Origin of the sequence: Lujinxingia sediminis (assembly GCF_004005565.1) — a bacterium.
GTDB lineage: Bacteria > Myxococcota_A > Bradymonadia > Bradymonadales > Bradymonadaceae > Lujinxingia > Lujinxingia sediminis.
Genome location: NZ_SADD01000003.1, coordinates 344,879 through 369,093, shown reverse-complemented (window position 1 = coordinate 369,093; position 24,215 = coordinate 344,879). Strand labels below are relative to the sequence as shown.

17 protein-coding genes are annotated in these 24,215 nt (G+C 65.8%); 6 read left to right on the top strand and 11 right to left on the bottom strand.

Annotation, left to right across the window (positions count from 1 at the left end; all coding sequences use genetic code 11):
* Window positions 1-688: 688 nt before the first annotated feature.
* From EA187_RS09185 to EA187_RS09160, 6 genes are all read right to left on the bottom strand, one after another.
* The gene (locus tag EA187_RS09185; protein WP_127780068.1) at window positions 689-2,236 is read right to left on the bottom strand and encodes a TolC family protein; all 1,548 of its coding nucleotides are present in this window, start codon (window positions 2,234-2,236) and stop codon (window positions 689-691) included.
* Window positions 2,229-3,428, bottom strand: a complete 1,200-nt coding sequence (locus EA187_RS09180; RefSeq protein WP_115605841.1) for an ABC transporter permease — start codon at window positions 3,426-3,428, stop codon at window positions 2,229-2,231. Before EA187_RS09180 ends, EA187_RS09185 begins: the two co-directional genes overlap by 8 nt.
* Window positions 3,425-4,159 carry an ABC transporter ATP-binding protein gene (locus tag EA187_RS09175; protein ID WP_115605842.1) on the bottom strand — a complete coding sequence of 245 codons (735 nt, stop codon included), beginning with the start codon at window positions 4,157-4,159 and terminating at the stop codon, window positions 3,425-3,427. The genes EA187_RS09180 and EA187_RS09175 overlap by 4 nt, the downstream gene beginning before the upstream one ends.
* Complete coding sequence (locus EA187_RS09170) at window positions 4,156-5,466, bottom strand: efflux RND transporter periplasmic adaptor subunit (RefSeq protein ID WP_164856151.1); 1,311 nt, start codon at window positions 5,464-5,466, stop codon at window positions 4,156-4,158. The genes EA187_RS09175 and EA187_RS09170 overlap by 4 nt, the downstream gene beginning before the upstream one ends.
* 542 nt (window positions 5,467-6,008) lie before the next feature.
* Window positions 6,009-8,036, bottom strand: a complete 2,028-nt coding sequence (locus EA187_RS09165) for a CASTOR/POLLUX-related putative ion channel (protein WP_127780066.1) — start codon at window positions 8,034-8,036, stop codon at window positions 6,009-6,011.
* A gap of 38 nt (window positions 8,037-8,074) precedes the next feature.
* The gene (locus tag EA187_RS09160) at window positions 8,075-8,419 is read right to left on the bottom strand and encodes a tRNA-binding protein (RefSeq protein ID WP_127780065.1); all 345 of its coding nucleotides are present in this window, start codon (window positions 8,417-8,419) and stop codon (window positions 8,075-8,077) included.
* Window positions 8,420-8,661: 242 nt separating this feature from the next.
* Between EA187_RS09160 and EA187_RS09155 the strand changes: the two genes are divergently transcribed.
* Window positions 8,662-9,942, top strand: a complete 1,281-nt coding sequence (locus EA187_RS09155) for a patatin-like phospholipase family protein (RefSeq protein ID WP_164856150.1) — start codon at window positions 8,662-8,664, stop codon at window positions 9,940-9,942.
* Between the two features lie 113 nt (window positions 9,943-10,055).
* Here the strand turns inward: EA187_RS09155 and EA187_RS09150 are convergent, their stop codons facing one another.
* Both EA187_RS09150 and EA187_RS09145 read right to left on the bottom strand, forming a co-directional pair.
* Window positions 10,056-12,647 carry an MYXO-CTERM sorting domain-containing protein gene (locus EA187_RS09150; protein ID WP_127780063.1) on the bottom strand — a complete coding sequence of 864 codons (2,592 nt, stop codon included), beginning with the start codon at window positions 12,645-12,647 and terminating at the stop codon, window positions 10,056-10,058.
* A 235-nt stretch (window positions 12,648-12,882) separates the two neighbouring features.
* Window positions 12,883-14,232: a hypothetical protein gene (locus tag EA187_RS09145; protein ID WP_127780062.1), complete on the bottom strand. Its 1,350-nt coding sequence runs from the start codon at window positions 14,230-14,232 to the stop codon at window positions 12,883-12,885.
* Between the two features lie 261 nt (window positions 14,233-14,493).
* Here EA187_RS09145 and EA187_RS09140 point away from each other — a divergent pair, with 261 nt between their 5' ends.
* Both EA187_RS09140 and EA187_RS09135 read left to right on the top strand, forming a co-directional pair.
* Window positions 14,494-14,946, top strand: a complete 453-nt coding sequence (locus EA187_RS09140; protein WP_127780061.1) for a DUF5684 domain-containing protein — start codon at window positions 14,494-14,496, stop codon at window positions 14,944-14,946.
* Between the two features lie 226 nt (window positions 14,947-15,172).
* The gene (locus EA187_RS09135) at window positions 15,173-17,101 is read left to right on the top strand and encodes a polysaccharide biosynthesis protein (RefSeq protein WP_127780060.1); all 1,929 of its coding nucleotides are present in this window, start codon (window positions 15,173-15,175) and stop codon (window positions 17,099-17,101) included.
* Window positions 17,102-17,137: 36 nt separating this feature from the next.
* Here EA187_RS09135 and EA187_RS09130 read toward each other — a convergent pair whose 3' ends face one another.
* Window positions 17,138-18,427, bottom strand: coding sequence for a glycosyltransferase family 4 protein (locus EA187_RS09130; RefSeq protein ID WP_127780059.1), 1,290 nt, complete (start codon window positions 18,425-18,427; stop codon window positions 17,138-17,140).
* A 117-nt stretch (window positions 18,428-18,544) separates the two neighbouring features.
* On the opposite strand from EA187_RS09130, the gene EA187_RS09125 reads away from it, so the two are divergent.
* Together EA187_RS09125 and asnB are read left to right on the top strand one after the other, a co-directional pair.
* On the top strand, window positions 18,545-19,897 hold the full coding sequence (locus tag EA187_RS09125; RefSeq protein WP_127780058.1) for a hypothetical protein: 1,353 nt from the start codon (window positions 18,545-18,547) through the stop codon (window positions 19,895-19,897).
* A 149-nt stretch (window positions 19,898-20,046) separates the two neighbouring features.
* On the top strand, window positions 20,047-22,023 hold the full coding sequence (gene asnB / locus EA187_RS09120) for an asparagine synthase (glutamine-hydrolyzing) (RefSeq protein ID WP_127780057.1): 1,977 nt from the start codon (window positions 20,047-20,049) through the stop codon (window positions 22,021-22,023).
* Window positions 22,024-22,074: 51 nt separating this feature from the next.
* On the opposite strand, the gene EA187_RS09115 is transcribed toward asnB, so the two are convergent.
* Window positions 22,075-22,725, bottom strand: a complete 651-nt coding sequence (locus EA187_RS09115; RefSeq protein WP_164856149.1) for a NeuD/PglB/VioB family sugar acetyltransferase — start codon at window positions 22,723-22,725, stop codon at window positions 22,075-22,077.
* 409 nt (window positions 22,726-23,134) lie between these two features.
* Here EA187_RS09115 and EA187_RS20380 point away from each other — a divergent pair, with 409 nt between their 5' ends.
* Window positions 23,135-23,299: a hypothetical protein gene (locus EA187_RS20380; RefSeq protein WP_164856148.1), complete on the top strand. Its 165-nt coding sequence runs from the start codon at window positions 23,135-23,137 to the stop codon at window positions 23,297-23,299.
* 504 nt (window positions 23,300-23,803) lie between these two features.
* Here EA187_RS20380 and EA187_RS20375 read toward each other — a convergent pair.
* A complete protein-coding gene (locus EA187_RS20375) occupies window positions 23,804-23,968 on the bottom strand; it encodes a hypothetical protein (RefSeq protein WP_164856147.1) in 165 nt (54 codons plus the stop codon).
* Between the last annotated feature and the right edge of the window lie 247 nt (window positions 23,969-24,215).

Sequence of the window (24,215 nt, the reverse complement as noted above, 5' to 3'; positions counted from 1 at the left end):
AAAGCCTCGCGCTCGTGTTACATGCGCTTGACGAGAACCTGTCGTTCGTACGCTCACGTCATGTAACATCAACCCGCCTGCACAGCATAAGCTCTTGACATTGCTTTGCTTGTAAAAACGCTTGCTGCCCGACAAGGCATTGAACATGCCCTGTCTGGATTCCTATGAACTTTTCAAAGAGCGTCGAGCACTTGTCTCGACTTGAACCTCGCGTTTCGCCGTGTTTCTTTTTGGCGCCCCGCCGAGGGATGCGGAACTTACGTTCCGCGTTTTGTTCTGTCAAGATGTTTTTCGAAGTTTTTTCAAGTTTCTAAACTTTCGAAATCCATGTCGACGTTGCTCGCTGCGGCCCGTGTTGGCGTCGCGTTGAGCGGAGGCGGAAACTAAGTCCGAACCTCTTTGGCGTCAAGCCCGATTTCGAAAAAGTTTCGACATCGTCGGTGACTTTCGGCCTTGTCTCAGCGAGTGGCTCCGGAGAGCAGCACCGCGTCGACGAGATGGAAGGTATGTGTCGGGGCCCGGAGTGTCAACAGGTTTTTCCACCGATTGCATAAATATTGAAACTTAGCGTCGGGAGGCATGCTGAAGACCTTGTTTTAATGGCATTACGATCGTTTATCGAGAAAGAAGGGTGCTTCCGGTGGATATGATGCGGATCGGGGAGGATCCTCACAGGTCTTGAGTCGGATCACAGGGCGCTGGTGAGGAGCGTACCGGTGAGTTCCTGGAGGGTGAGGACCTGGCGCATCAGCTCGAGGTGGGCCGTAACGACTCGCGCTTCGGCCTCTTGTAGGCGCTGGAGAGCGTCGACGACTTCAAAGGCGGTGCCGCGGCCGGTTTCAAAGCGGGCGCGTTGGGCGTCGACGTTTTCACGGGTGAGTGCGGCGGTGTGCCTGGCGAGCTCGGCGCGGGTGCGGGCGGCACGAGCCTCGTTCCTGAGAGAGGTGATGGTGACGCGGGCCTCAGCACGGGCTTGCTGCAGGTCGTGTTCGGCGGCGCGCACGGCAAGCTCTGCGCGCCGAGCGTCGGCCTGACGAGCGCGGTTTACGATAGGGAGCTCCAGGCGCAGCCCCACAAAGGCGACGTAGCCTTCGGCGCGGCCGAGCTGAGAGAGGGCCTCGGGGGTGGAGCGACCCAGGCCATCGAGTTGAAAGGAGCCCAGGGCGTCGAGCGCCGGGCGCGCGCTCTTTCTGGCGAGCCCGGCCTGCTGGCGGGCGTCTTCCAGGGCGATGGTGAGGCGTTGAAGTTCGGGAGAGGTCTTCTCGTACTGCTCCAGGGCGCGCTCGCTGTCGGGAAGGTCGACCAGGGTGGGAGCATCCGCGCGGGCTCGCAGAGAGGTATCGGGTGGAAGTCCGAGCTGGCGGGTCAACGCGAGGCTCCGCTCATCCTGCTGAGTGCGTGCGGCGAGTAGGCTCTCTTCGGCGCGGGCGATCTCGATGCGCAGGGGAATGAGATCGGCCGGCGCTGCCGCGCCGGCCTCCAGGCGCACGGTGGCCTCCTGCAGGCTCTGCTCGGCCAGACGGCGCGCTCCCTCCTGGATCTCTAACGAGCGCTGCGCCAGCCACAGATCCCAGTAGGTGATGAGGCTCTCATAGAGCAGCGCGCTTGTAAGCTCATCGTTCTGGGCCCGGCGCAGCTGCTCGGCGCGGCGCGCGGCAAGCAGAGCGGCGTCGACCACATCGCGCCCCGCTCCCCGCAGCAGGGGCTGGGTGATCTCGGCCGCGATCCCCGCGTCGTAGGCCACGCCCAGATCGCCTAAGACCACCGAGTCACGCACCGCCCTGTTTAATGACGCGCTCAACGCGATCCGCGTGCCGATCGGCAGCGTATGGGAGAGGCGGCCGGCCAGGCTCAACGCGCTGGAGTCGATCAGACGCGTGCCCTGGGCGGAGAGATCGGGGAACTGGCCATAGCGGTAGCCGGCATCGGCGCTGAAGATCGGGGTGCGCCCGTACTCCTCGCTGATCACCAGCTCACGGGCGCGTTCTTCTTCGATGCGGGCGCGCTCCAGATCGGGGCTCTGGCGTAAGACCAGCTCCACGATCGCTTCAGGGGTGAGCCAGGTCGGGTTGGCGTCGGCCGAAGCCGTCGGAGCTGCTGCATCCGGGAGTGGGGTCTGCGCCGATGCCGGTGAGCTGGCGAGCAATGCGATGGCGAGCGGGAGCGCGGCCAGGGCACCTTGAGATACGACGCTATAAAAGGGGGCGCGTCGTCGGGCGGGGCGACGATCATTCATGGCGAAGCGCCTCAATCGGGTTAAGTCGGGCGGCCTTTCGGGCGGGAACGAAGCCGAAGACGACGCCAATAAAGGCGGAGAAACCAAAACCTACGAGCATCGTCTCGGTGGAGAGCACAAAGGGAAGTCCCATCTTGCTGGTAGCGATGTAGGTGCCGCCCACGCCGAGCATCACGCCGATAACACCACCGAGCGTGGAGATGGCCACGGCTTCGACCAGAAACTGCACGAGCACATCGCGCACCCGGGCGCCGATGGCGATGCGGATGCCGATCTCACGGGTCCGTTCGGTCACCGAGACGAGCATGATGTTCATAATGCCGATGCCCCCGACCAGCAGGCTGACCGCGGCGATCGCTCCTAATAAGAGGGTGAGCGTGCGGGTGGTGCCGGCGAGCGTGTCGGCGACCTCCTGCATATCGCGTACATAGAAGCTGTCTTCGCCGGCGGCGGGGCGGCGCTCGCGCAAAAAACGCTCCATATCGGCTTTGACCCGGGCGGTGCTGCCGTCGACGAGCGCCGAGACGTAGATCGAGCGCACATCGAGGTTACCGATCAGCCGGCGTTGCACAGCGAGGGTGGGCATCACAACGACATCGTCGAGATCCTGGCCCAGGGAGGCGCCTTTGCTGGCGAGCACGCCGATGATCTGGCAGGCACTCCGACCCACACGCAAGGTCTGGCCCAGGGGATCTCCGGATCCGAACATGGTCGAGGCCACAGTGTGGCCGATCACACACAGGGTCGCCGCGCTCTCCTCTTCTGCAGCATCAAAGAGGCGACCGCTTTCGAGCTCCCAGTTGCGGATCGCAAAGAAGTCGCGGGTCGTGCCCATCACAGACGCTGTGTGGTTGATGCCGCCAAAGACCAGCGTGGCCTGGGTGTTGGCCTGCGGGGCCACCAGCACCCCGGGGATCTGGCGGGCCATCAGCTCAACGTCTTCGTGGGTAAAGGCGGTGGCCGCCCCGCGCACCCCGCCGCGGCCGCGACCCCGGCCGGTCTGCACGATCAGCAGGTTCGAGCCCATCGAGCTGATGCTCTCGGTGACGCTGCGCGTGGCCGCCTGGCCCAGATGCACCATGGCGATGACGCTGGCCACGCCGATGACGATGCCCAGCGCGGTGAGCACCGAGCGCACCTTGTTTCGGGCGATGGCGACAAAGGCCATCGTGAGCGTATCGCGCATTCTCATCGGAGCACCTCCCCCGGCGAGCCGTCGGCGCGCAGCGTGCCGTCGACAAACCAGAGCACGCGCTGTGCGTGCTGGGCCACCTCCGGTTCGTGGGTCACCAGCACAATGGTGATGCCCTGCTCGCGGTTGAGCGTCTTGAGGAGCTCGATGACCTCAAGCGTGGTGGTGGTGTCGAGGTTGCCGGTGGGCTCGTCGGCCAGAAGGAGGGTGGGCTCGGTGACGAGCGCGCGGGCAATCGCCACACGTTGCTGCTGACCGCCGGAGAGCTCGGCGGGGGTGTGGTCGGCGCGCGCGCCCAGCCCCACGCTGGCCAGCGCGCGCAGCGCGCGGGGGCGGCGCTCGGAGGGGGCGATGCCCTTGTAGATCAGCGGGAGCTCGACGTTCTCAAGTGCCGTGGTGCGCGCGATCAGGTTGAAGCTCTGGAAGATAAAGCCCAGGTAGCCGCGACGCAAAAGCGCGAGCTGATCGCGGTCGTAACGCGCCACATCCAGCCCGCAGAAGCGGTACTGGCCGCTGGAGGGGGAGTCGAGGCATCCGATGATATTCATGCAGGTGGATTTCCCCGAGCCGCTGGGGCCCATCACCGCCACAAACTCCCCGGGGTAGATGGCCACATCGACACCGTCGAGGGCGCGGACCTCGGTGTTGCCTTCGCCGTAGATCTTGCGCACCTCGCGCAGCTCGATGATGGGGGTGGGCGCGAGGTTTGAGGAGGGAGGGAGGGTGCTCACCGCTTTCCTCCCTGTTTCGCGGAGGGTTCGCGAGCGCCTCGCGGCCCATCCTCCGGCGGTGGCCCCTCGCTGAAGCCAATGAGCAGCTCGGTGTCGGCTTCGAGCTCGCCGGAGGTGATTTGCGTAAAGCGGCCGTCGCTGCGGCCGGTATGCACCCGGAGCTCGGTGGGCTCCCCCTTTTGAAGCACATAAACGGTGCCCACGCCCTGAGCCGCTCCGCCGCCGCGACCGCCCCAGCGTCCGAAGCGCGGCAGGAGGCCACCGCCCGGGCGCGCCTCCTCTTCGGGGGCCGGCGGGGTAAAGCGCAGCGCGGCGTTGGGCACGCGCAGCACCCCGGTGAGTGTCTCGGTGATGATCGTCACCGCCGCGCTCATCCCGGGGCGCAGCAGGCGCTCGCTGTTGTCGACGGAGAGCTCGGCGACGTAGGTGACGACGTTTTCGGTCAGGGTCGGCGCCAGATCGAGGGATTCGACCGTGGCGTCGAAGGTCTGGCCGGGCCAGGCGCTCACGCTAAAGGTGGCCTGCTGGCCGGGTTTTACGAGGCCCACGTCGGCCTCGTCCACCCATACCTGCAGACGCATGCGCGCGAGGTCTTCGGCGGCCAAAAAGAGCTCGGGGGCCTGGAGCGAGGAGGCCACGGTCATGCCGGGCTCCACATGTCGGGCCAGGATGACGCCATCAATAGGAGAGGTGATCGTGGCGCGCTCAAGCTGGGTCTGCACGTCATCGACCTGAGCGCGGGCGCGCTGCACGTCGGCGCGGGATTGATCGCGATCGGCCTGCGCGCGCAGCGTGCGGGCGCGGGCGGCTTCCAGCTCGGCCTGCGCTCCCACCTCGCGCTCGACCAGCGAGCGGGTGCGCCGCTCTTCACCCTCGGCCTCATCGAGCGAGGCCTGCGCGCGGCGCAGCGAGGCCTGGGCGGAGGCCAGTCCGGCGCGCGCCAGGGCCAGCTGGCTCTCGAGCACGGTGGTGTCGAAGGTGGCCAGCACCTGACCCTCCTCCACCTCTTCGTTCTTCTGGACGTTGACCGTGGCGAGCTTGCCGGAGATCTCCGCGCCGATGGTCACGGTGCGCCGCGCCTCCACGGTGCCGGTGGCGCTGGCCGAGACGATGATGTCGCCGCGATCCGCGGGCTGCGTCTGCCAGTGAATAGGCTGCTCGCCAGGCGATTGCCACCAGGCCACCGCAGCGATGAGCCCACCCACCACCAGCGTCGAGCCCACCCACATCGGCAGGCGGCCCCGGCGGCTGCGCGCCAGGGTGCGCTCGATGGTTTCAGGATCGGGGAGGGGTCGGGGGGTCGTCATCATGATACTCCATCTCGGTCGTGCCCCCCTGATCCGGGGGGGTAGCGATAAGACTCGGAAGGCCAGAGATTATTCGCCGCCCTGCTCCATCGCGCGCCTACCATCGCACGCTTCGAGTGCTCTCGCTCGCATCGTATTTCGATCCGGGCCCTGGTTTGCGCCTCAGCGCCGCTCAGAACAGGGTCGGGGTGTGGCATGAGGGGGAGGTCACCTCCCCTCTCCCGAGGTCGGTGACCGGCTCGGGGGGGAGGTCACCTCCCCTCTCCCGGGGTCGGTGACCGACTCGGGAGGGAGGTCACCTCCCCCCTCCCGGGGTCGGCGACCGACTCGGGAGGGAGGTCACCTCCCCCCTCCCGGGGTCGGTGACCGGCTCGGGAGCCTTAGCGACGCAAAAAAATGCCTCCAGGACCGGCTCGGGGGGGAGGTGACCTCCCCCCTCCCGGGGTCGGCGACCGGCTCGGGGGGGAGGTCACCTCCCCTCTCCCGGGGTCGGCGACCGACTCGGGAGCCTTAGCGACACTCCGAACAGGCCCGGGAAGCCTTCAGGCCTCGTCGCGCGGTTCTGGCGCTGGCGGGCGGCGCGCCACGCGGGTCATCACGGCCAGGCGATCGTGGGCGGCGAGCTCCCAGCTCCGACCGCGCTCCGGATTGAGCTCCAGCGCCCTGCCGGGGGCCGACCCTTTGCCCTCGCGGGCGCTGGCGAGTCGCTCCACGCCCAGAAAGACCTCGGCGCGGCGCGTGGCCTCTTCTTCGAGCTCCTCAAAACCAAACATACCCGGCCCAAGCGCGTACTCGTCGAGCTGCCGAAAGGCGATCTCGGCGCCGCCGGCGGTAAAGAGCTCGTCGAGAACCACCGAGAGTTCGCGGCGAAGCGCCACCTGCGCCAGCACATGGCTCAGCAAAATCGGGCTGATCATCACCTCGCCGACCCGCTCGCCAATGAGCGTCTGGTTATGAGGATCGCTCAGCTCGACGAGGCGCTGGAGCGGGGGGCGATCGCGTTTGCGGGGCAGGTTCAGCGTCTCTTCCAGCGAGAGGTAGCCCATGATCGTGCGGGCGTCGGCCTCCTCGCCACTGACGAGGCGATCGCTGCTCATAAAGACGACGTGGTCGGCGCGGGCGATCTCACGTGCGCCCTCGTCGCCCCAGTGGGTGTAGTCGGCCTCGATGTGGCGGCAGACACGCTCGGGCAGATCGAGGTTCTGGCGACGGAGGCGATCGAGGCGGTCGGTAATAGGAAGCGAAGAGACCACCGTGACCTCGAAGGCGCCGGCGCCATACGAGCCGAGCTCGGTCAGGAGCGCGGGCACCTTCTCGCTCCAGCCGAGCACGAGCACGCGGCGGCCGCGGTGATCGAGCTCGCGCAGGGGCTCGGCGCTCAGGCGTTTGAGCGGGCGCCCGGCACCGCGCCAGGGCTCCTCGGCCGGGGCGGCGTCGCGAAAGGTGCGGGCGATGAGCACCAGGGCGTCGCCGGCGGCCAGCTTGAAGTCGGGGCCGGGGGCCAGGTGGGGGATAAAGCGGCCCTCGGTGCTGCGCACCACCCCGCAGAGGGTGGCGCGCTCAAAACGGCGAGCGGCCTCGGCAAAGGTTTTGCCGGCGAGCGCGTCGTGATGGCGGATGAAGACCTCGCTGCCGATCTCGGGGCTTAAGAGCTCGTTGTAGACCCGCGAGAGCCCCGCATGGCGCATGTTCTGGGCCATCAATCGGCCGATGAGCTGGCTGCTGCTGACCACCTCCAGCGGGCCACCGTAGGCGCGGCGCGCGACCTCTTCATGGCGAGGCTCCTGGAGCTCGATCACCACATAAGGATGTGGCTCCCCGGCGGCCCGAACCTGACCGTCGAGGGAGAGGAGGATCTTGATGACCTCCACATCGGCGCTGACCTCCCCGGGTTCTTGCTCCTGGGGTGAGGGCACGATCACGGCGGCGGCGTGCACCGCGGCCACCCGGCGCAGGTGGTCGGCGTTGATGCCCGAGCCCGAACGCAAAACCACCTCGGCGGCGCGGGGGCCGACGACGTGATCCTGGCGGATCTCCTCTAAAATCTCCTCGTCGAGTTCTTCGACCAGCGTGACGATGCGCGCGCGCCTCCCGCCGCCGAGCCCGGCCAGAAAGTGGCGCACGCGGAAGGTGGAGAGGAGCAGCTCCTGCAGAAGCGGCACGGTGCGGTCGGTCCAGCCCAGGACCACAAAATGATCCTCCATGACCACCGGGGTGAGCCCCCGCTCCAGGGTGCGCATCGAGCGCAGGAGCCAGCCGGTCATGATCGCCACCAGCGTGCCCATAAAGAGCACGTAGCCCGCCAGGGTCAGGGCGGTGGCCACCACGCGGCGCCAGGCGCCCTGGTCGTCGCCCAGATACCCCGGGTCGGTCAGGCGCAAAAAGGCCCACCACACCGACTGCTCCAGCCCCTCGCCATTGGCGTCGGGAGGAAGCACGGCCAGCCCGCCCACAAGCGCGACCAGCGCCACCACCGCCGCCACGACCAGAAGCTGGATGTGGGGGCCGCGGATCAGCGCGCGCTCCACCTGGAAGCGCAGGCGATCGAGGAGTCCAAAGCTGAACTTCATACCGCTACCTCAGCACCATACGTTTCGACCTCGCACATCTACTTGAGCCTCGCCCCGTCCGGCACCTCGCCATCGGGCCTGGCGAGCACGATGGCGCCCGCGGCGTCTTCAAAGCCGCAGATGAGCACCTCGGAGCGGATCGGGCCAATCTGTTTGGGCGGAAAATTCGTCACGCAGATCACGCGCGTGCCCACGAGCTCTTCTGGCGTGTAGCGCTCGGTGATCTGGGCGCTGGATTTGCGCACGTCGCCCTCGCCAAAACGCACCCAGACCTTGTAGGCGGGCCGGCGCGCCTCGGGAAAGGGCTCGGCGCGCACGATGGTGCCGGCGCAGAGCTGCACCTTTTCAAAATCCTGCCAGGTGATCGTGTCTTCGCTGCTCATTCTTTACCTCGTCATGATGTGCCGCTCATCGGAGGCACCAACCTCGCATAAGGGGCGCATCGTGGCTACGCCGGCGCGTCAACGGCATGTTAGGCTGGGCGGCGATCGGCGTTTCGTCCCCTGTTTAAACGCTCCCCCCTATGGCGGCCCTGGGGCAGATACCCTTACGCGCAACCGACCCACGGTCACGCTAACCCACTGACGACGTTGTTGTTTTGAACATGACTTCCCCCACGACCTCATTGGCGAACGATTCAAAAAAGGGGCCGCAGCGCGCGCTGGTGCTCTCCGGGGGAGGGGCGCGGGGGGCGTATGAGGTGGGCGTGCTGCGCTACATCATGCACGCGCTTCCGGCGGAGCTGGGACATGCGCCGCGTTTTGACATCATCAGCGGCACGAGCGTCGGGGCGATCAACGCCGCCTGGGTGGCGGCCACCCTCGATGAACCCCACTACTGCGCGGCGCGGCTGGAGCACCTCTGGCGAGCGCTGAACTTTCAGGAGGTGATCCGCTTCTCCTACCCCGAGGTCGGCCGGCTGCTCTACCACTACCTGGTGGAGTCGAAGCTGCCCGGGCCACTGCGACGCGCGCAGCTTGCGCTCAGCGATACGAGCCGCCCCGGGGGCTTTTTGCACACGGGCTTTTTCGACCGGCTGGTGCGCCATGAGATCCCCTTTCGGCGCATTGAACATAACCTGGCCAGCGGGCATCTGCGGGCGGCGTCGGTGACGGCCACCGACATCATCTCAGGGCAGACCACGGTCTTTGTGCAGTCGCACCAGCCCCTTCCGCCCTGGACGCGCGACCGCCGGCGGATCGCCCGGGCCGGGCCGATCACGCCTAAAAAGGTCCTGGCGAGCGCGGCGATCCCGATGCTTTTTCCGTCTGTGCAGGTGCACGGGCGCTGGTACTGCGACGGGGCGCTGCGCCAGAACACGCCGATCTCCCCGGCGCTGCGTCTGGGGGCGGACCGGCTGCTGGTGATCTCGTTAAAATCCGAGCCTCCCCACGCCCGGGCTCATCACCCCACCCCGGTGCCGGAGCATTTGCGGCGCGTGGAGCACCCCGACCTCTCCTATGTGCTGGGCAAGGTGCTCGACGCGCTCCTGCTCGACCCGCTCGACTACGATTTGAGCGTGCTCAACCGCGTCAACGCGATGCTGCGCTACGGGGAGGAGGCCTTTGGCGAGGAGCGTTTTTTGCCGACCTTCAACGATGTGATCCGCTCCCACCGCGGGCAGGGCTACCGGGTCGTTGAGCCTTTATTATTGCGGCCCAGCCGCGATCTGGGGGAACTCGCTGCAAGCCTGGCCAGGACGCTCCCGGAGAGCTTCTGGGGCTCGGCGCCGCTGCGGCGGATCGGCCAGCGGGCCACCGAGACCGAGGGCGGGCGCGAGAGCGATCTCCTGAGCTACGTGCTCTTCGACGGGCAGTACACCGGCGAGCTGATTGATATGGGGTATGAGGACGCGGCGGCGCGGCATGAGGAGTTGGTGGGGTTTTTCAGGGATGAGGAGGCATAAAAGATACCGCATAACCCCCGGCGTTGCAGGGTTGCTCCCTGATCAAAAAACCCCCGGCGCATCTTCGATGCACCGGGGGTTTTAGTCGGGGGGCTTAGAGCTTAGCGAAGCACTTAAGCGTCGCGCTTACGCCGGCGGGTGATCAGCAACCAGCCCAGCAGGAGAACCAGGGCGGAGCCCTGGCCGGAGCCGGAGGTGGAGGTGCAGCCGCAGCCATCTTCCTGGTCGGTGACGGTGACCCGGGGGCCGGTGGGCTCTTCGGGCTGCTCCTCGTCGGCGACGATACGCGGGGTGCACTCGCTCCAGGGGCCTTCTTCGCCGCCGCCGATGGCGCGCACGCGCAAAAGGTAGGTGCCGGGCTCGCTGAAGGTGCCGGGGTCGATGGCGATGGTGGTCTGGGCGCCCTCGCTCTGCGGAGTCTGGCTGCTGAAGACGACCTCATTGTTTCGGCTGATCTCCAGCTCGAAGCTCAGGGCGTCGCCGTTGGCGTCGATGTTGCCGACGGTCAGCGATTCGAGCAGTCCCTCTTCGCTCATCAAGAAGTCGCCGGAGCAGCGCGCGCCCATCTCTTCGCCGATCACCGGGGGGGTGAGCGAGTCGGGGGCGCGCACGCGGAAGCGCAGCGGGTCGGACCAGTCGCTTAGCGCGCCGCGATCGTCGGTGGCGCGGGCGCGCACGTAGTACTCCTGGCCGCCGACCAGATCGTCGGTGACGGTCCATTCCACGGCCTGGGCGGTGTCTTCGGCGGGGACTTCGCCGCTGGCGACGATCACCGCTTCAAAGCTGCTCTCTTCGGCGAGCTCGATGAGGATGGCGACCGGATCATCTTCGGGGTCGGCGGGTTTGGTGGTGGAGATGCGCGGGGTCAACGAGAGGACGAGCTCCCCGCTGAGAGGTTTGCGGATCTCGGGGATGCCCGGGGGCTCGTTGGTGGTGTCGACGCGGAAGGTCTCCCAGTCGGTCCACATGCCGTAGCCGGTGGCGGCGTCGCCATCGAAGGCGCGCACACGCCAGTAGACGAGCGCGTTTTCGGTGAGCGCATCGGTGCGCCACTCGGTCTGGCCGCCCTCCCCTTCATCGACGGTGACGTCCTGGCCGAGGGTGGCTTCGGTGGAGTTCTCACGCACCATGACGTCGTAAGTGAGCAGATCCTCGTCGACGTCGACGGCGTTCTCCCAGCTCAGCGGCACGGCGTTGATGCTCACGCGCTCGCCAGCAATGGGGCTGAGCAGCACGGGGAGGCCCGGGGCGACGTTGACCTGCTCGACGGTGACCACCACGGTGGCCTCGGCCGTGTACTCGCCATCGCTGACGATGAAGGTGATCTCAAAAGGCCCGTTGGGGGCGGCGGTCTGAGCGACGTCCCAGGTGTAGACATCGCCCTGGGCGCCCGGGGCCAGGGTGCCGGTGATCTCTTCGCCATGGGCGTCGACGTGCACCACGCTCACGTCGAGCGCGTCACCGTCGATGTCGCCGTAGATCATGGAGAATTCGACGCGATCGCCCTCCGAGACGGTGATCTCGGCCGGGAGCGGAGCGTCCTCGTAGCTAACCTCGATGAAGGGGCGGCGGTTGCCCATCTCCACATCAAAGACGTAGCGGCCGGCGGATTGCTGGCCGGCGCCGGTCCAGTCGGCGTCGCCAAAGGTGCTGACGACGAAGCAGTGGCGGCCGCCCTCCAGCTCCCCGGTGTCCAGAAGACTGGAGAGGGTGCCGCCGGCCGGGTCATCGTCGTTGGAGCCCAGGAAGGTGGGGCCGGCCGGGTTCCAGACCGAGAGGATGGGGTCGATCCAGGGGTGCTCGCGGGTCTGGCCGTCGACCTCAATCAGCGCGCGAGCGCGGGCGATGAGACGATCGCCGGGGTCGACCTCCACACAGTAAAAGTCCACATCGGAGCCGCGCGGGGCGATGATCGCCCCCTCACTGCTGTAGGGCAGGGCGTCGATGGCCACGCCGGTGGCCGCCTCGTTGTTGGGCTCGTTGGCGTCGGCCCCCATCTCCACCAGGGCGAAGTCGCCCAGCGCCTGGGCTGCGCCTTCGGTGACGGCGAAGGGGCCATCGACCACCTGAGTCTCGTAGCGCCCCAGGGGATCGTAGAAGAGCAGGCGGTAGCTGTGTCCGTCACCGGTCGAGATCAACCCGCGCATCGAGAAGGCGCCGCTGACGGGGCCCTGCATCTTCGTAAAATGATTGTGGTGGTAGCGGTGATCGACCAGGCTCTCAGCGCGCACCCCGATACCCTGCAGGCCCACGCCGGCCGGGGAGGTGATGCGGCCGTCGAAGCCGCCGGTCTGCGGGAGGTAGACGTTGAGGTCGGCCAGGGTGTCGCCCTCGGTGACCTCCAGCACGTCGGCATCTGAGAAGAAGAGGCCCTCGCTCATCGGCTCGGCCTCATCGAACCAGGTGTCGCCGTAGTGGCCGGTGGTGCCCTCACCCATGCGCGCGTCAATCGTGTAGGTGCCCGTGGCCACCTCGGTGAACTGGTAGATGCCATCGGCCCCGCTGGTGGTGGTTGCGGCGATGGCGTAGCCCTTGGGGCCTTGCTGCCACAGCCGCACTTCCATGTTGGAGACGGCGGTGCCGGCCTCGGCCGAGAAGGTCGCGCCGCTTAAGGTCGCCGCAAACGCCGGCGCTCCGATCATCGTCACCGCAGCCACACACCCGGCGCCCAGCCAACCCCGGTACTCTCGGTATCGTCTACTCATTGCTCTCTCCGCGCGGTGGACACGCGCCGGGCGTTTCTCGCTGCGAGGGAGTCGCAGTGAGAGAGGCATGCCCGACCCGGGCCCGTGATCCGTTCAAATTGTTACAAAAAAGCGTGGTAGGGAGGAGCTTAGCGCGCCTTGAGCCTTGATACAACGAAGCACACGAGGATTCGCCATCCCCCCCGAACGCGCTATACCCCCCTGTTTTCAACACGATATCGCGCGTGAGCCCCGCTCAGTTGCAGTCCTCGGGCAGGTTGCCGCCGGAGCCAAACTCTCCCGCCCAACCCGCGGTCCGCAACTGCGTCTCCACGTTCAGAACCAGGCATTGGGAAAGCTGCGGATTGCCGGCGATCGACACGCGGCCCACCACGTTCTGAAGCGAGGGTACGCTCAGGGCAACAAGCACATCGTTGCTCCCGATGCTCAGGTTGTTTCCAACCGAGACAAGCGCCGGCAGATTCACAGCGTCCATCCCCGGGTTCTGGGCCAGGGAGAGGTTCTGGCCGACCGCCTGCAACGCCGTGATGTCCACGGTGAGCTGGCCGCTCACCCCGACGATGCTGAAGATTCCGTGGACCTGCTGGAGCTCATCGAGCTCCAGAGTGCGGAGCAGCGGGGTGGAGACGATACTAAAGGTCAGGTCGGCGGGGGTGTCGCCCAGCGCCCCCTGCTCCTGGAGCCGGGGCATCGAGAGGGTCTTGAGCAAGGGGTTGCTGTAGAGGGAGATGTTCTGGCCGACCTGCTCCAGCTTTCCGAGAGTGACGCTTTCGACCTGCAGGCCACCGAGCATCAGCGAGCCTCCCACCGTACGCAGCGAGCCCAGGCTGAGCTCATTGAGTGCCGAGAGGCTGAGCAGGGAAAGATCGCCTGTCACTGTCTCCAGGCTCGGCATGCTCACCGAGGTGATCGTGGTGTTGCTGGAGAACGTCACCGAGCCGCCCACCTGACGAAGCGCTGGAACATAGAGAGAGCTGGCCTCGGTGCTGGTGAGGGTCATCCCTCCTCCGATGGAGTCGAGGACCGGCAGATTCAGCGAGCGCAACGCGGCGTTGCCCGAGCCCATAAACGCCTGACCGACGCTCGTGAGCGAGGCCAATGAGATCGACTCGGTGGTGGAGAGGCTGTTGATCATCATCGTCCCGTGGACCCTCCGCAGGGCGGGAAGTTCGATCGACGTCACATGAGCGACGTTCACCTGGAAGGTAAGCCCGCCGGTGATCTCGGTATACTGGCGAGCGGCCTCCACGTCGGCGGCGTTCTCCAGAATCAACGACCCCTCGTAGACCACATTCTCGTCGGGGTCTTCGGCGTCGGGGTCTTCGCTGTCGGGCTCGTCGACGTCGGGGACTTCACTGTCGGGCTCGTCAGCGTCGGGAGCGTCCGTGTCTGGACTCTCCGTGTCAGGAGCGTCGGTATCGGGCGCGTCACCATCGTCGCGCTCGATGCACACGCCCGCCTGGCAATATTCGCCGACGAAGCAATCGGCCGCCGAGGTGCATTGCTTGTTTTGAATGCAGCCAGCGTTGGCCATGAGAAGTGCCAGAAGGGCAGCGGCCCCCAGAGACGTTGTATGTTTCCGCATGCTTATATCCAGAGTCAGATCGGGCCGGTAAGGCTCATCGTGGGATGAGGCTCAAACATCCTGGTTCTATTCAAAAGCGAACCTGCACAGGCTGACGCACTCCGCGCCAGGAATCAACGGCGCACGAGAAGGCTGTGATGCATTTCGAGAGCGGCCGTGGACTTGCAGTACACCGATGCGCGCTCTAGCCTGAGCGCGTTCTCATTTAGAAACCCGGGCGGGCACTCGCATCGCCCACCCATGTGCTTGCAGGAGTCGTCCATGCTTAACGCGCTCACCACCCTCTCTCTTATCGCCCAGGCCCAGCCGGAGTTTCCCATCGAAGATCTCCTCGGTGGCGGAGCGATGCTCGTTGTTCTGCTCATCTCGCTGGTGATCTCGCTGGCTCTGCTCCTGGTGCTGGTCGCCAGTACGTGGAAGCTCTTCACGAAGGCTGGCCAGCCGGGGTGGATGTCGCTGATCCCGGTGCTCAACACGATTATTATGGTGCAGATCGCCGGCAAAGAGATCTGGTGGGTGTTGCTGCTCTTTGTGCCCGTGGCCAATGTGGTGGCCATGATCATCATCTCGCTGGCGTTTGCCGAAGCCTACGGCAAAGACACGTTGTGGGGGCTGGGGCTCATCTTTTTGCCCTTCATTTTTTACCCGATGCTGGCCTTCGGCAACGCGCAGTACATGGGTTCCAGCCGGGTGCCCGCTCAAGCGAGCTTTTAAGCCGGAGCGCACCCGGGGGCGCAGGCACATTTGAACGCAGATGGGGGAGAGGCGCACCCGCGCGCTACGAAGCGCTACGCGGGGCGCGTTGAACTCCGGGGTGGAGTCCGGTAGACCTTAGCCTCCGGTCATCGGTATCGGCGACAGACTGCGGCGCCTCAAGGCGTAGCGCGGGTCCCCGGGGGTTTTGAGGCCCTGTAGTCGCCTCATCAAAGACGTGGACGTTATGACATCATCATCGCTCTCCTCGTGGCTGGGGCATCTGCCGAGGCTTCCGCGCTGGGCGCGCTTAGGCATCATCGCCTCGCTGCATCTGGGCTTCTTTGCGCTGGCCTACTTCCTCGCCTTTCTGATCCGTTTTGATTACGCGATCCCGCCTCACTATCAGGCGGCGATGTGGGCGGGGCTTGTGCCGCTGCTGGCGACCAAGGCGGTAGTCTTCGGGGCGCTGCGCATGTTCCAGGGGTGGTGGAAGTATGTGAGTCTCTACGATGTGCTCGCGCTGGCGCGGGCGCTGGCGCTGGCCTCGCTGGCCTATCTGGCGCTCAACGTGCTGGTGCTCACGCCGCAGGAGTTCCCGCGTTCGATCTACCTGCTCGATGTTGCGCTCTCGCTGATTTTGCTGGGCGGAGCGCGCGGCAGTCTTCGACTTCTGCGCGAGAAGCTGGCCACCTGGGGCGACGATCGCCCGGCGGTGCCCGTGCTCATCGCCGGCGCAGGCGACACCGGTGAGACGCTGGTGCGGGAGATCGCCAAAAACCGTCAGATTGTGTACCAGCCGGTGGGCTTTATCGATGATGACGCCTACAAGCACGGCCTGCGCATGCACGGGGTGCCGGTACTCGGTCCGATCGATCAGCTGGCGCAGATCGTCGAGAAGCACGGGGTCGAAGAGCTGATCATCGCGATGCCTTCGGCCAGCCGCGACCAGATCCGCCGGGTGGTGGAGCAGGCGCAGCGCGCCGGGGTCAAAACCCGCATCGTCCCGGCCTTTGAGGCGGTGGTCGAGGGCAAGGTCTCGGTCAACGCGCTGCGCGACGTGGCCATCACCGACCTTCTGGGGCGCGCGCCGGTGGAGCTGGACACCTACGCCATCGGCCGCTCGCTCGAAGGAAAGCGCGTGCTGGTCACCGGTGCCGGTGGCTCCATCGGCTCGGAGATCTGCCGGCAGGTGGTGCGCTTTAACCCCGATCGCCTGATTTTGCTCGACTGCGCCGAGACGCCCCTCTTTTTCATTCACCGCGAGCTCAGCGAGCAGCACGACGACAAGCTCGTTGCAGCCATCGGCAACGTCACCGACGCCGAGCGCATGCGCCAGGTCTTTGAGCAGCACCGCCCCGATGTGGTGCTGCACGCCGCCGCCTACAAACACGTCCCGCTGATGGAGGCCCACCCGGCGCTCGCGGTGCAGAACAACATCGGTGGCACCGAGATCGTGGCGAACCTGGCTGCCGAGTTTGAGGTCGCGCGTTTTGTGCTCATATCCACCGACAAGGCCGTCAACCCCACCAGCGTGATGGGAGCGACCAAGCGGGTGGCCGAACTTCTGGTGCGCCACCTCAACCACACCTGCGCCACCACGCGTTTTAGCGTCGTGCGTTTTGGCAACGTGCTCGGCTCCAACGGCAGCGTGATCCCGATCTTCCGCAAGCAGATTGCCCGCGGCGGCCCGGTCACGGTGACCCACCCGGAGATGACCCGCTACTTCATGACGATTCCCGAGGCCACCCAGCTCGTCTTGCAGGCGGCGACCTTCAAGCAGGGCGATCTCTTCATTCTGGATATGGGCGAGCCGGTCAAGATTGTGGACCTGGCGCGCGACATGATCCGGCTCAGCGGTTTTAGCGAAACGGAGATCCCCATCGACTTCTGCGGGGTGCGCCCTGGCGAGAAGCTCTTTGAAGAGCTGACGCTCGATCGTGAAGAGGTCGACACCACAGCTCACGCCAAGATCTTTATGGGCAAAGAGCCCGCCGACCTGCTCATGGAGATGGAAGATGCCTTCGACGCGCTGATGAACGCTGGCCAGGTCGGCGACGATCAGGGCGTGCGCGCCGGGCTGGAAGCCCTGATCCCGACCTATCGGCCCAGCGTGCCGGCGAGCAAGGTGATTCGCATTGAGAGCGGCCGTCACCGGGCGTTGAGCAAGGTGTAGTCGGTCGGGCGTAAAGCTCGTGATCGTTCACGCGCCTCAGGGCTCGGCGTCGGCCGACTCTGAGGCGTGTTGCGTTTGAGGGGTTGCAAGAGCGTCGGAATCGGCCGCGTGGGGCTCCCGGGCCGAAGGTGGGGCGTAGGCCGGCGCTTCAAAGGGCACGCCGGCCATCCGGGCGTAGAGGGCGTGGTAGCGCGCCACGATCGCTCCCAGCGAGAAGTTCTCAACGATACGTCGGCGCCCTCTCTGGCCCAGCTGCCGCCTCGCCACCTCGTCCATCGCCAGCAGCTCGCTTATCGCCTCCGCCAGCTGCACGCTATCCTGCGGCGGCACCACTCGCCCCGCTTCACCCAAAAGCCAGGCCGCATCGCCCACATCGCTCACCGCCATCGGCACGCCGCAGGCCATCGCTTCGCCGACCACGTTGGGAAAGCCCTCGCTGCGCGAGCTGAGCACCGCCACATCAAAAGCGGCGGTGATGCGCGGGATGTCGCGGCGCTCCCCCAGCAGGATCACCCGATCCTGAAGGTCGAGCGCGCGCAGCCGGCTTACAAACTCGGTGTTGTCGTCGGTGAGCCCGCGCCCCACCAGCACCAGGCGAGCCTGGGGATGCTCGCCAGCCACGATCGTCATCGCGCCGAGGAGGTTGGCGTGATCTTTGATCGGGTGAAGCCTGCCGACCATACCCACCAGGGGCGTCGCCGTAGGAAGCCCCAGCTCCCGACGCACCTCCCGATACGCCTCGGGGGAGGGGCGAAAGGTGGTCGTATCAAAGCCGTTGGGGATCACCTGGTCGCGCAGCTCGGAGTAGCCCAGCGCACGGTGCTGGGTGCGGCTGAGCCGGGAGTTGTAAATGATGGCATCGGCCTGCGGGCTCAAAACGGCGCCCAGGCGAATCACCGCCCGGGTGCCCCGACTCTCATCGGCCAGGTCGTAGACGCACTGGCGGATGTTCCAGGCAAAGGGGCGGCCCAGTCCGGCCATCAGCCCTACGTTGGCGTGGTACATCCAGGCGTGAATGACGTCGGGGTTGTGGTGTTCAACCAGCCGACGCAGCCGAAAGAGGGCGGCCGGAGTGGGGCGGCCGCGGTTTAAATCAAGCGTCTCAACCGGAGCGCCGGCGGCCTCCAGTCTGTCGGCCATCTGCCCCCGATCCATCAGGCTGATGACCGTGGTGGGAAAGCGCTGGCGATCGCGGCCTTCCACCAGGCGAGTCAGCATGGTCTCGGCCCCCCCGGTTCCCAGCCCGGTGATGATGTGGCATACCTTGACCGGTGGCCCTGCCGTAGAAGTCGAGGTCTTGGGAGGGCCTGATTGCGTGGCGTCCATGTGCTCTTCCTGCGTTGTCAAAAAAGGGGGGGCGCGGATGGAATCATCGCGCCTCGACGTTACTCCCCGCGCCGCCCGATGACGTGGGTCAGCAGCCGCTCCGGAGAACTCCCCAGGATGTTAGAACTAATCCCCAGCTTCGTCACGATCCTCTTCGGGGTGGGAGCCCTGGGGCTTGCGCTCCGGGATTATATGCGCCGCGAGCAGGGGCTGATCATCGGCGCATTTGCCCTCCACCTCGTCGCCGCCCTGGCTCAGGTCTTCATCACGCGTGATGTCTACGGCTACGGCGATATGCTCACCTACTTCCACGAGAGCGCCTTCGTCGCCGATCGGATGCGCGAAGACTTTTTGGCCTACGCCCCCGATGCCTTGCGGCTGCTCTTCCAGCAGCAGACGACCCACTTCGCCTGGCTTGATGAGTCCAGCCCGGCCACTGCCACGATGTACGGCCTCAGCGCCTGGCTCCATTACCTCACCCAGGGCTCGCTCTATGCAACGTGTCTGCTGATAGCGATCGGGGCTTTCTTTGGCAAGCTGGCGATGTACCGTGCCTTTCGCCCCCTCTTTCCCTCGCACCTGCACCAGCGCATGATCGCGGGCATGATGTGGATGCCTTCCATCGTGTTCTGGTCCAGCGGGCTCCTCAAAGAGAGCGTCGCGATGATCGGGCTGGGGCTGGCAACCTACGGCATCATCAGGCTGGCCGACTCCACAAGCTCGACACCCCGCGCCGCGCTCGCCATCGGCGCAGGATCAGTCATTGTGGGCCTGGTCAAAACCTACATCCTGGGCCCCTTCGCCATCGCGGCTGGTGCCTGGTACTACTGGCAGCGCGGGCTACGCTTAAGCGGAGGACAGGCGCTTAGCCTGCGTCCGCTTCACTTCGCGCTGGCCATGGCGCTGGCGATGACGGCGATCATCGGACTCGGAGCACTCTTTCCTCGCTACGCTCTGACCAACCTGGTCGATGAAGCCAGCCGGCTCCAGGAGGTCGGACAGAGCATCTCGGGGGGCTCGAACTTCGCCCTCTCCGACACCGCTCCCACCAGCTCCTCGGGTCAGCTGGCCATGGCCCCGCTGGCCGTAATCACCGCGCTGGCTCGCCCCTTTCTCTTTGAGGCGAACAACATCATGGCGCTGGTAAGCGCGCTGGAGATGACGTTTATCCTCGGGTTAGTCTTCCTGGCCCTCTACCGACGTGGAGGACGCGAGTGCTGGCAGGTGATCATGCGCTCCCCCCCCCTGGTATTTGCGCTGATCTTTGTGGTGCTCTTTGCGCTCGGCGTGGGGCTGACGACCACCAACATGGGCACCCTGGCGCGCTATCGCATGCCGATGCTTCCCTTTTATATGATGCTGCTCTTTGCGCTCCTGCCGGCGCGCGCGCCGCGTCAGCCGGTGCGGCTCAGGCGTCAGCGCCTCAACGCGAGGCGCGAATCACCTCTCCCGGGGCCACATCGCTCATGATGTGCACGCCATTGGCGATCATCGCGCCCTGACAAACGCGTACACTCCGGTACAACGATACGCTCGCCATCTCGGCCCGCTGCCGATAGTCTCGGCGCGTCCTTCGCATGGTTGCGATCTTTCTATTTCTCGAACGTGAGCCCCGATCGATGTGCGGTATCACCGGTTTCTGGACCTTTCGATCTCTTCTTCATCCTCGTGAGGTGCTCGACGCGATGACCGATCGCCTGGAGCATCGCGGCCCCGACAGCCGGGGCATCGCCTTCGATGAGGCCCGGGGCATCGGGCTGGGCCACCGCCGCCTCTCCATCCTCGACCTCTCCGCGGAGGGGCACCAGCCGATGCGCTCACCATCGGGGCGCTACGACCTGGTCTATAACGGGGAGATCTATAACCACGGTGAGCTGCGCGAAGGGCTTCAAAGCAGTCATCCCGAGCTTCGCTTTCGGGGCGGCTCCGATACCGAGGTGCTGCTTGCGGCGATCGACATCCTCGGCATGGAGGAGACGCTGCAGGCGATCGCGGGCATGTTTGCCTTTGCGCTCTGGGATCGTCAGCAGCGTTGCCTGCATCTGGTGCGCGATCGCCTGGGCATCAAGCCCCTCTACTACGGGGTGCAGGCCGGCGCGCTGCTCTTTGGCTCAGAGCTCAAGGCGCTGCGGGCTTTTCCGGGCTTTTCGCCCGCCATCGACCGACAGGCGCTGGGGGATCTTCTGCGCTTTAACTCCATCGCCGCGCCCCGCTCGATCTTCGAGGGTATTTTTAAGCTGATGCCCGGCCAGTGGCTCACCTTTGAGGCGCCAGACCAACCTCCCCGCTCGCGCTACTTCTGGGATGCCCGGGCGGTGGCCGCCCGCGGACTGGCCAACCCCTTTGAGGGCAGCGAGCACGAGGCGGTCGACGCGCTGGAAGCCCTGCTGCTCAAGGTCATCGGCGATCGCATGGTGGCCGACGTGCCCCTGGGAGCCTTTTTGTCGGGGGGCATCGATTCCTCGACGATCGTCGCGCTGATGCAGGCGCAGTCCGAGCGTCCGATCAAGACCTTCTCCATCGGCTACCACGAGGGGGCTTACAATGAGGCCGCCCACGCCGCCGAGGTCGCTCGCCATCTGGGCACCGAGCACACCGAGCGCTACCTTACCCCCGACGATGCCTTTGCGGTGCTGCCGGATCTTCCCACGCTTTTTGACGAGCCTTTTGCCGACTCCTCGCAGATTCCCACCTATCTGGTCAGCAAGCTCGCGCGCGAGTCGGTGATCGTGAGCCTCTCGGGCGACGGAGGCGATGAGCTCTTTGCCGGCTACAACCGACACCTCTGGGGGCCCCGGGTCGCCGCGATGCACCGGCTGCCCTACCCCCTTCGTCGAGCACTGAGCCGCGCGCTTCAGGCCCCGGATCCGGCTCAGATCGACGCCGCCTATGCGGCGATTGAGGCCTTCTTGCCCCCGGCGCTGAAGATGCGCCTTCCCGGCGAAAAGATGCAAAAGGTTGCGACGCTGCTGGGCCTGCGCGACGCCGACGCTCTCTACCTGCACCTGCGCTCGAACATCGCCGATCCGGCCACCTACATTCATGGCATCGAGGATCATCACCCGCCCGAGATCCCCGCGCCTTCGGGGGCCTCGGCCGCCGAAGCGATGATGTTCCGCGACCAATGCTCCTACATGCCCGACGATGTGCTCACCAAGGTCGACCGTGCCTCGATGGCCGTCGGGCTGGAGGCGCGCGTGCCCCTGCTCGACCATCGCCTGGTGGAGTTCGCCTGGAGCCTGCCCCTGGGACTGAAACTTCAGAAGAGCACGACCAAATGGGTGCTCCGCCAGGTACTCTACCGCCACGTGCCTCAGTCGCTCATCGATCGCCCCAAGATGGGTTTTGGCGTGCCCATCGACAGCTGGCTTCGCGGCCCGCTGCGCGAGTGGGCCGGCGATCTTCTCTCGCCAGACGCGCTGCGCGCCCGGGGCTATCTCAACCCCGAGCCCGTCCAGAAGCTCTGGGCCGAGCACCTCAGCGGCGAGTCCAACCACTCCCATAAGCTCTGGAATCTATTGAGTTTTCAGGCGTGGCTTCACCACGACGTCAAGACCCCCGAGACGGCGCGTGTGCGAGAGGCGATGCTCGCGTGATCCCCATCGATCACCTGCGCCCTGCTTCGCGACCAGAGACGAATCCTGGACTCACTCCACCGGCTCCGGCTGCCGAATCACCCGAGCCGGATTCCCCACCGCGGTCGCCCCCGCAGGCACATCTCGAATCACCACGGCCCCGGCTCCTACCGTCGCTGCCCTCCCGATGGTGATGCCAGGAATGGTCACCGCCCGGGTACCGATGTCACTCCAGGGACCGACGGTGCTGTATCCCGACAGGCTCACCCCCGGCGACAACGTGGCCCCTGTCATGATGCGAGTGTCATGGCCCACCGTACACGCGAGATTCAGCAAGACATGAGCGCCGACTTCGACCTGTGTCGTTAAAATGCAACCCGACGTAATCAATGTGCCGGCGCCAAGCGACACAAATTTTGACATTCGGGCGTCCGGAGACACCAGCGTGGGCCAGCTCAACCCTGCGGGTTTGAGCTTCTCAAGGATCGTTTTTTTCACCCCGGGGATTCCCACCCCCAGCGCAACGGCGTGCCCTGGTTTATCCATCAAAACATCCAGTGTCCCCAACACCGGAACCCCGCATACATGTTTTCCTTTCAGGGACGGGCTATCATCGACAAAGCCCCGCACGGCCCATCGGGGAGAATACGCGTTAATCTCTTCGATCAACCACCACACTTCTCGACCAAACCCTCCCGCTCCGATGATGATGATGTCTTCCATGCGTCCTCCTTTGACCTGTGGGTAGCTACGTTCTGAGTTGACGTGGCATGTGATGGATACGCCCTTGAAAGAGACGCGAGCCGGGCGCAAACCTTGAAGCGATGTTGTTTGTTTCCTCCCGGCTTTGCAACGCAGCCCGGGACGCCCCGACGCGCATATACTCGGCAGCACCACCAGATTGCAGCGTACTACTTTCGCACGCGAAACCACCGCCTCGCTTCGCATCGCCCGACGCGCGGGTGTGCTTGCCTGCGATTGTTGTTTGGAGAGCACCCGACACTACGCCAAGGCGATCTTCCCGTGTGCCTATCTCCGGGTCTGCAGCCGTGGATCGGGGACGTCCTCATCATCGATGAACTTCGCTGAGCGCGCGATACATCTTTATCGAGACTCTTCCACGATCTCAGGGGTGACCGCCAGAGCAATCGATGGCGGGCACGCGCCCTCCATCCAGCCCCGCCAATTGAGGTACCCCGCCGACCCGGCCACCCTGCGCACCCGCGCCGCCGAGTTCGACCGCCCCGCCATCCTCAAGCGCTACCTGACGCTCGTCGAGGCGGCGTTGGGGGACTAAAGGTCGTCTCGACCTACCCCATTAGGGGGTTGAGCCCCCTCCTTCCCCGTCCGAGGACGGCCTCTGGCGAGGTCCGACCCCCTGACGGCCCGTTCGAGGACGCGCTCGCTTCATGGCGTTCAGTCAGATGAGGCGTCCCGGGACGGCACAGGGTGGGGTACCGCCCCCTGCCTGCCCGTTCGGGGTCACGGTCGGTTCGTGACGTTCGGTCAGATGAGGCGTCCCGGGACGGCACAACATGGGGTACCGCCCCCTGCCTGCCCGTTCGAGGTCACGGTCGGTTCGTGACGTTCGGTCAGATGAGGCGTCCCGGGACGGCACAACATGGGCTACCACCCCCTGCCTGCCCGTTCGGGGTCACGGTCGGTTCGTAGCGCTGCTCCAAAATTGACGCCCGGCGGCGGCTACCCCCCGGGGTCCTACCCCCTACTCCCCCCGCCCCGGGGCACGCTCCCTTCTTCCACCTCCGCCATTTCCAACGCACGGTGGCGCACGCCCGGGACGTCACCTTTGCTCGGGCTCGGGCTCGGGCTCGATCTCGATCTCGGGCTCGGGCTCGGGCTCGACCTCGACCTCGGGCTCGATCTCGGGCTCGATCTCGGGCTCGATCTCGGGCTCGATCTCGGGCTCGGACCGGCCACCCCACTGCCCGCACGAATCGACCATCACCGCGAACCACCGGCGCACCACAACCACCCAACAACCCAACCACCTAACCCCAAAGCGAACCCGCCATCGCACACACAAATCGCCCGACATCGCGAACCACCGGCGCACAGTCAGCGTCGTCCCGGGGCGCTCGGCACCGAAAGTTTTTTGACTCCCCCCAATAATCCCCCCTAATACGGTTGTAATTGTGCACCTTTAGCAGGGGAATGGATCGCCATCGTGTCGACCTCCCCGGAGCTCCCGCTGC